The organism is Mesorhizobium sp. M00.F.Ca.ET.216.01.1.1 (assembly GCF_004010325.2).
Lineage (GTDB): Bacteria > Pseudomonadota > Alphaproteobacteria > Rhizobiales > Rhizobiaceae > Mesorhizobium.
Genome location: NZ_SADR02000033.1, coordinates 63467 through 69725, shown reverse-complemented (window position 1 = coordinate 69725; position 6259 = coordinate 63467). Strand labels below are relative to the sequence as shown.

The 6259-nt window shown below is 58.5% G+C and carries 7 protein-coding genes and 1 pseudogene; 7 read left to right on the top strand and 1 reads right to left on the bottom strand.

Annotation, left to right across the window (positions count from 1 at the left end):
• Nucleotides 1-195, top strand: a 195-nt coding sequence (locus EN859_RS38795) for a hypothetical protein (RefSeq protein ID WP_210237730.1), incomplete at its 5' end; no start/stop codon positions are given.
• A gap of 434 nt (nucleotides 196-629) precedes the next feature.
• Nucleotides 630-805: pseudogene (locus EN859_RS30910) on the top strand (leucine zipper domain-containing protein); the annotation flags it as partial.
• Between the two features lie 43 nt (nucleotides 806-848).
• Here the strand turns inward: EN859_RS30910 and EN859_RS30905 are convergent.
• A complete protein-coding gene (locus tag EN859_RS30905) occupies nucleotides 849-2225 on the bottom strand; it encodes a pilus assembly protein TadG-related protein (RefSeq protein WP_245525794.1) in 1377 nt (458 codons plus the stop codon).
• Nucleotides 2226-2497: 272 nt separating this feature from the next.
• Between EN859_RS30905 and EN859_RS30900 the strand changes: the two genes are divergently transcribed.
• The 5 genes from EN859_RS30900 (at nucleotide 2498) to EN859_RS30880 (ending at nucleotide 6158) form a co-directional block, all read left to right on the top strand.
• Nucleotides 2498-3010: a prepilin peptidase gene (locus tag EN859_RS30900; RefSeq protein ID WP_127856286.1), complete on the top strand. Its 513-nt coding sequence runs from the start codon at nucleotides 2498-2500 to the stop codon at nucleotides 3008-3010.
• Nucleotides 3011-3082: 72 nt separating this feature from the next.
• On the top strand, nucleotides 3083-3877 hold the full coding sequence (cpaB, locus tag EN859_RS30895; RefSeq protein WP_245525793.1) for a Flp pilus assembly protein CpaB: 795 nt from the start codon (nucleotides 3083-3085) through the stop codon (nucleotides 3875-3877).
• Nucleotides 3878-3943: 66 nt separating this feature from the next.
• A complete protein-coding gene (locus tag EN859_RS30890) occupies nucleotides 3944-5206 on the top strand; it encodes an AAA family ATPase (RefSeq protein WP_127856287.1) in 1263 nt (420 codons plus the stop codon).
• Nucleotides 5206-5760 (top strand): TadE family protein, encoded by a 555-nt coding sequence (locus EN859_RS30885; protein ID WP_127856288.1) that lies wholly within the window; start codon nucleotides 5206-5208, stop codon nucleotides 5758-5760. The genes EN859_RS30890 and EN859_RS30885 overlap by 1 nt, the downstream gene beginning before the upstream one ends.
• A complete protein-coding gene (locus EN859_RS30880; protein ID WP_127856289.1) occupies nucleotides 5757-6158 on the top strand; it encodes a TadE/TadG family type IV pilus assembly protein in 402 nt (133 codons plus the stop codon). The genes EN859_RS30885 and EN859_RS30880 overlap by 4 nt, the downstream gene beginning before the upstream one ends.
• The last annotated feature ends 101 nt before the right edge of the window (nucleotides 6159-6259 follow it).

The following is a 6259-nucleotide window of genomic DNA, read 5'->3' as shown; positions in this document are numbered from 1 at the left end:
ACCTCGTGCGATCAATCGACGACAAGCGAAGCATCAAGCTGCGCCGAAAGCGCGCTGCAAGAAACAACAAATACCTCGAACAAATCCTCCAACCTTCAATCCGTTAACCCGGATTCAAAGCCGTGCGATGAGATGGGCGCAGTCGAAACCGATGCCCTCCGCTCGAGGTACAAACACATCTCCCCTAAAAGGTGATGAAAACACTCAAGAAACGTGGTTGCCGCGGTCCCCGACTGCACTGGTGGCAGCAATAAGCCTCTTCAGATTGACGGAGATCAGGGGAATGGGATTAACCCGACGCTTGGAAGAACACGGCGATCATCCGGCACTGATCTTTCCCGGCCGCACGCCGATCAGATCTTGCACGGCGTGTCGCAGCGTTGGCGACCGAGAAAAAGCTGGTCGCGGTAGCAGCCGAACCGACGGAACACGCGGTCATCTCTTACCTGGCAGCCGTGCACGGCAAGCACGCCGTCGCATTGATCCCGCCCTGCAACGCGTCGGCTCTGGACGACTTCGTCGCCGACTATTCGCCCGAAATCATCTGCAGACGCGTAGACGCCCGCTGGCGCTGCCGCGCGGAAACCGGGAAGTCCAATGGCGCACTGCACCTTCTGGATGGGGAAGGCATGAGCGATGTGTGCCGGGAATTCGGGTTTCCCGCAAGACCGGCTATAAGATCTTCAACCGCTACAGGGAGAACGGGCTTGAAGCTCTAAGCGACCGCTCGCGCCGACCGGTGCGCTATGCCAACCAACTGCCCGATCAGGTGGAACGCCTGATCGTCAGCCTCGAGCGAGACAAGTCGCACTCCCGCACGCGCAATTGGCACCGAGCAGGTTCACCATTTATTCCACGATCGTGACGACTTGTCCGACCATAACGTCCCTGGTGCCAGCATTTTCACAGGTAGACTGGACGGTGGAGTTCCCCGTCAAGGTAACCGTGTCGGCGATCACCTGCGTGCATCCATCCGTGGCAGCCGAATTTCCCTTGTACTCAATCGCCGAAGCAGGCGTGTAAAGCGCGCCCTGGAGGACTGATCCAGAAGTTCCGCTCACCTGATGGCTGACGTTTGTCGCTGTGCGGCTGCCGAAAAAAAGAAGGCCGGAAAATGGGCCGCTTGTCGGGGCAGAAAGGCTAATCGCCAAATTGCCAGTCAGCTTGGCTGTCGCATTGTTGGCGAAATAGAAGGTGACGCCAGAACCAACGATCTGAACCCCTGCGGTTGAACCGATGTCGCCCCCGTTCGCGGTAAATGTTCCACCATCTATGATGTAGAGGCCTGGCGCAAAGGTGACCTTTCCTTTGAGGTCCAGGCCGCCACAAAATCGCATCGCCTTGACGCCGCTCGGGTGATTTTCAGACGGAGTCAACGTGGTTGAGTTTCCTGGGCTGCCGACGTTCTTGTTGCGGCAGGTACCTACGTTCGCAGGCTCGGCGATGCTTGCGTAAGGATCGATGGCAGTCGGAGCATAGTCGCGGACCTCAGCGCATTGCTTCAACGTTAGTCCCGCAGTGGTGACCGCTTCACCCACGGTGTAGACGCAGTCGGTGGCGATGGCGGCTGTGCTACCCGACATGAGGAACGAATCCGCTGCATTCGAATTGGACGCGACGTTGCAATTTGTAAGGTCAACCGAGGTCGACCCGGAGACTGTCACGGCGCCGGACTTTGTTTTCGAGAGAGCCAGGACACAGGCTTTGGAACCGCCATGCACCTGTGCGACTGCACGAGCCCTTATCTTCACCGGTTTGCTTGAGAAGACAGATGAAAACAGCCGTGGATGCGTTTCCGCGATCACAACCTCGACGCTGTCGCGGTTTCCCGCGTTCGTGCCGGTTGCCGGAGGCGTGTTGACCAGGAGCGTGCCCACGACAGGCGAATAGCCAGTTTTGCTGGCAATGTGGAGGGCAGCGGTTTCGATCGCGGTGTTCTGATCGCCGGCACGTTTGCGAACGGCGGCGGCATGAACAGCAACATCGGCGGAATGCTGCAATTTCCGCTGAGTAAGATACCAGTATCCTGTCTCAACGCCGAGACCCATTCCGCCAATTACCACGGGAAAGAGGATCGCGGCGATCACGGCAGTCGCCCCGCTTTCGTTCGCGAGCAGCCTGTGCGCGCCGTGCCGCCCGTTCTTGCCCGAGCGGGGTCGTGGCACAGTATCTGCCGTTTTGCCGAGCATTTTTTTAGTCATCACCGGTACCGTTTCACCACTCATCCGAGAGTTTCTCGTGCCTAAGCAGTCCTGTATTCGCTTCTCCCGGCGCGAGCCATTCGACTTGATGGCCTAGTCTGGATGACGGGTTCACCATCCGCCAGCCCATGCCCTGGAATCCATCGCGGTGCCGACAATCCGTTCGTCCGGTTCGGACATGCGGCATAGACCATCAAGTCGAATGGCTCCGGCTTGAATGAACCTGCATATAAAGGGCGAGCTGAACCAACAGAAATTTACCCGTCGCAGCCCACGCGCCCTTTCAGGACACAACAATGACGACCGCCAACTTTGCAGCTTCGACCGCCCTCTGGTTCTTCGCGGGCGCCTCCGTCTTCGCCGGCGCCAAGGACTTGATCACAATGAGGATAAGCAACGTTCTGGTCCTGTCTCTTCTGGTAGCTTATGTGGTGTTTCTTCCGCTAGCCGGCTACGGGGTACAATTGATTGCCTGGAATACATTGACCGCCTTGGCGGTGCTTGGGGGCGCATTCATGCTGTTCGCGTTTGGCTACATCGGGGGCGGTGACGCCAAGCTCATTGCGGTCACGGTGCTTTGGATTGGTCCAGAAGTGACACTGGGCTATCTTTTCTATACCGCCATATTCGGGGCTTTGTTTGCCCTCGTCGTTTTGTTGTTCAGGAGACTACCGCTCCCCTGGTTCCTGGAAAACAAAGAGTGGTCGGTCCGGCTGCACACGGCAGAGGCCGGGATTCCGTTTGGTGTGCCGATGGCCTTTGCGACCTTGCTAATCCTTCCGCAGACTCATTGGGCGACCTTGGCTTGAATAGCCAGTCAGCACCAAACTCCGCGACAATAGAAACGCAATCAACCGATTCACCTCACTAGAAGATAAAAGATGATGGTCCGAGTTGTCATTCTTCTGTTCGCCTTAGCTTCCGGCGGCCTCGCTGCATGGCTGGCAATTGCTGGGCAGGCTTCTGACGCCCCCGCGGCGATTATATCAAAGCCGGTGCAACAGGTCTCATTTCAGGAAGTGCTTGTGGCAGACCGGGATATAGCGAGGGGGTCTTCCTTGGACGAGACCAATATCCGTTGGCAGTCCTGGCCCGAAGACGCGATGACAGCCGTGCTGATCAGCCGATCCTCCCGTCCTGATGCATTGAAGGACTTGGCAGGTTCCGTGGTGAGCAGCGGGTTCGTAGCAGGCGAGCCGATTAGGGACGAAAAACTGGGGAAGCCGGGGTCGGGCTATCTGGCTGTCCTGCTTCCTTCTGGCAAGCGCGCAGTCGCTGTGAGGATAACAGCTGAGAACACCGCGGGAGGTTTCATCCTGCCGAACGACCGGGTGGACGTCGTCCACACCACCTCAAAGCCGGGGGCGGGAGAAGGTGACATGGAGAGCGTAAGCCGTACTATACTGACAAATGTTCGTGTGCTGGCGGTCGATCAAACTGCCAGCGAGAGCGATACGGGGACCACGGTTGTTGGCAAGACTGCCACACTAGAGGTGGACCCTCATCAGGTAGAAATCGTCACAGCGTCCGAGCATTCAGGAATACTCTCCCTCGCGCTGAGGGCTGCAGCCGACGATGACGAAAAGCCTGCGGTCGTACAAGAAAATAACAGAACCGTGCGCGTGTTTCGCGCAGGGCACACGGAGCTTGTTCAAGTTCCGAAGTTCTCTGGCTGATGAGATCCGCTTCACGGAATCACATAGAGTTAAGGAGCCCGCTACAGCACAGGAGCGGTTATAGCGATGACAAATCCTCAAAATGACGAAGCACACGCTTCAGCGGAAGCCGGTACGCCAGCCGCAGGGATCTTCGTCCCGCGGGTTGCAATAGGCGCCTTCTTCACAAGTCCGGAAATAGCCGCCGTCATTGAGGATGCCGCCGGCGACCGCCGCATGTCTCGCGCACATGTCTCCGTGAAGCCCGGCGGCATCGCCGCGGCCACCGCGCTTTACCACGAAACGCCGCCCCCGAGCCTCATCATTGTCGAGAGCCGAGCGGAGCAGCGCGCTCTTTTTGCCGAACTGGAAGCATTAGCGGAAGAGTGCCTGCCGGACACGAAAGTCATCGTGATCGGACATGCCAACGACGTTGCGCTTTTTCGGGAACTGCTACAGCATGGAGTGAGCGACTACCTGGTCGCTCCCCTCGCTCCCCTGTCGCTGATTGCAGCCGTCTCGCGCATTTATCGGCATACGGCCGAACAAAGGCTGGGGCGCGTCACCGCCTTTATTGGTGCAAGGGGCGGGGCCGGTTCGTCCACAGTGGCCCACAATGTCGCATCATCCATGGCCTCACTATTCGATACCGATGTCCTTCTGGCCGATCTGGATCTCCCGTTCGGCACTGTTGGCCTGGATTTCAATCTGGATCCGGTGCACGGCATGGTCGACATCCTGCACGGAGCGGACCGCGTCGATGAGGTTCTCCTCGACCGTCTGGCTGCCAAGCCCACGAAAGGTCTGCAGATCCTGGCTGCTACGTCTGCATTGGAAAAAGCTTACGATCTGAAGGAGAGCGACCTTGAGCGGCTGTTGGAGATTGCCCAAACGGCCGCGCGGCATCTTGTTCTGGATCTGCCGCAGACATGGACGTCTTGGGTGAAGAAGACGCTTCAAAGCGCAGACGAGATCGTAATTACGGCAACGCCCGATCTCGGCAGCATGCGCAATGCCAAGCACCTCGCCGAGTTCCTGAGGCACTCCCGGCCGAACGATGTCCCTCCGCGCCTTGTCCTGAACCAAGTCGGTGTGCCGAAGCGCCCTGAGATAAAACCTGCCGATTTTGCTGCAGCCGTAGGGCTTGAACCAAATATCTGCATTCCGTTCGATGCGCAGCTTTTCGGCACTGCATCTAACGACGGCCGGATGATCGTGGAAACAGCGGGCAAGATGCAAGTCGCTCGGGCTTTCGAGAACCTTGGCAGGACAATTGCCGGTCAAAGGGATTTGCAAAACAGTCGGAAGAGCGCTCGCTCCCTCTTCGGACGCCTGATGGGCAGACGGTAATGGGCGCGACGATGACCTTGAAACGACACGGTCCACTCAGAGGTTTGGCGCCGCGATCCTGGACCGGCGTCGGGCTCGACCTCCTCCGCCAGAAGTTCAGGGACTGGCGCCGGTCGGAGGAAGGCGTTTCCGCCGTCGAGTTCGCGCTCATTGCGCCGGTCCTGGGCGCAGCTTTGATCGCCGCGGTCGATGTCGGTCTGGCGCTTTATCAGCGGATGACGATTGATCATGTGCTTCGTGCGGGTGCGCAGGCCGCGATGTCCGATCCAGGCGCAGACCAGGTGCTGAAAGTGCTCCAATCGACTGCTTCAAAGAATTTTCCACCGGTCGGAGCGGAACCGTCCGCACTTACGTTCGACCCTCCGCCCGTCCGGTATTGCGCCTGCCCGGAAAATGCAAATGTAGATCCCGCGGCCGCGCCGCTCTGTTCCACGACTTGCGCGAATTCCGCACCTACCTTCATTTATTATCGTATGGCGGCTCAAAAGACCTATGACAGCATGTTCATTCCGGAGTTCCCGCTAAGTTCTACCATGCAGGTACAAATTCGATGACTGGAGCAATGAAGGCGGCCTGGCGCGCCTGCCGATGCCAGTCCGGCACGACTGCGATCGAGTTCGCTACCATTTGCCTGCCGCTCCTTCTCCTGTCGCTAGGGATCGTCGAGTTCGGACGCGCCCTGAACACTCGCAACGATCTTTCGTTTGCGGCCGATTTTGCAGCGCGTAAGGTGCTGATCGGGGAGTCCTCTGTCAGCATTCTTGAGACCGCGGTACGTGCTGCGTTCACCGGGGGAGAGCCCGAACTCCTGCAAGTTTCGGTCGGAACGGAGACCGTAGACGGGATCGAGTTCCGAACCTTGGCGATCCGCTACCCATTCACCTTGCTGATTCCCAGCCTCCATGACGGGCGGATCGGCCTTAGTGTATCGCGCCGTATTCCTGTCCAGTAAACGCCGAGAATAGACGCGCCGCCGAGCTTGCTGGCTGGCGCTGACATCTGCAAAACCATGCCATGCGCTGATCTGACCTGGGGCCGTCGTCCTCCGGTGTG

Excerpts from the sequence above, each read along its gene's own strand:
- EN859_RS30905 (WP_245525794.1), bottom strand. The coding sequence starts at position 2,225 with ATGAGTGGTGAAACGGTACCGGTGATGACTAAAAAAATGCTCGGCAAA.
- EN859_RS30900 (WP_127856286.1), top strand. The coding sequence starts at position 2,498 with ATGACGACCGCCAACTTTGCAGCTTCGACCGCCCTCTGGTTCTTCGCG.
- cpaB (WP_245525793.1), top strand. The coding sequence starts at position 3,083 with ATGATGGTCCGAGTTGTCATTCTTCTGTTCGCCTTAGCTTCCGGCGGC.
- EN859_RS30890 (WP_127856287.1), top strand. The coding sequence starts at position 3,944 with ATGACAAATCCTCAAAATGACGAAGCACACGCTTCAGCGGAAGCCGGT.
- EN859_RS30885 (WP_127856288.1), top strand. The coding sequence starts at position 5,206 with ATGGGCGCGACGATGACCTTGAAACGACACGGTCCACTCAGAGGTTTG.
- EN859_RS30880 (WP_127856289.1), top strand. The coding sequence starts at position 5,757 with ATGACTGGAGCAATGAAGGCGGCCTGGCGCGCCTGCCGATGCCAGTCC.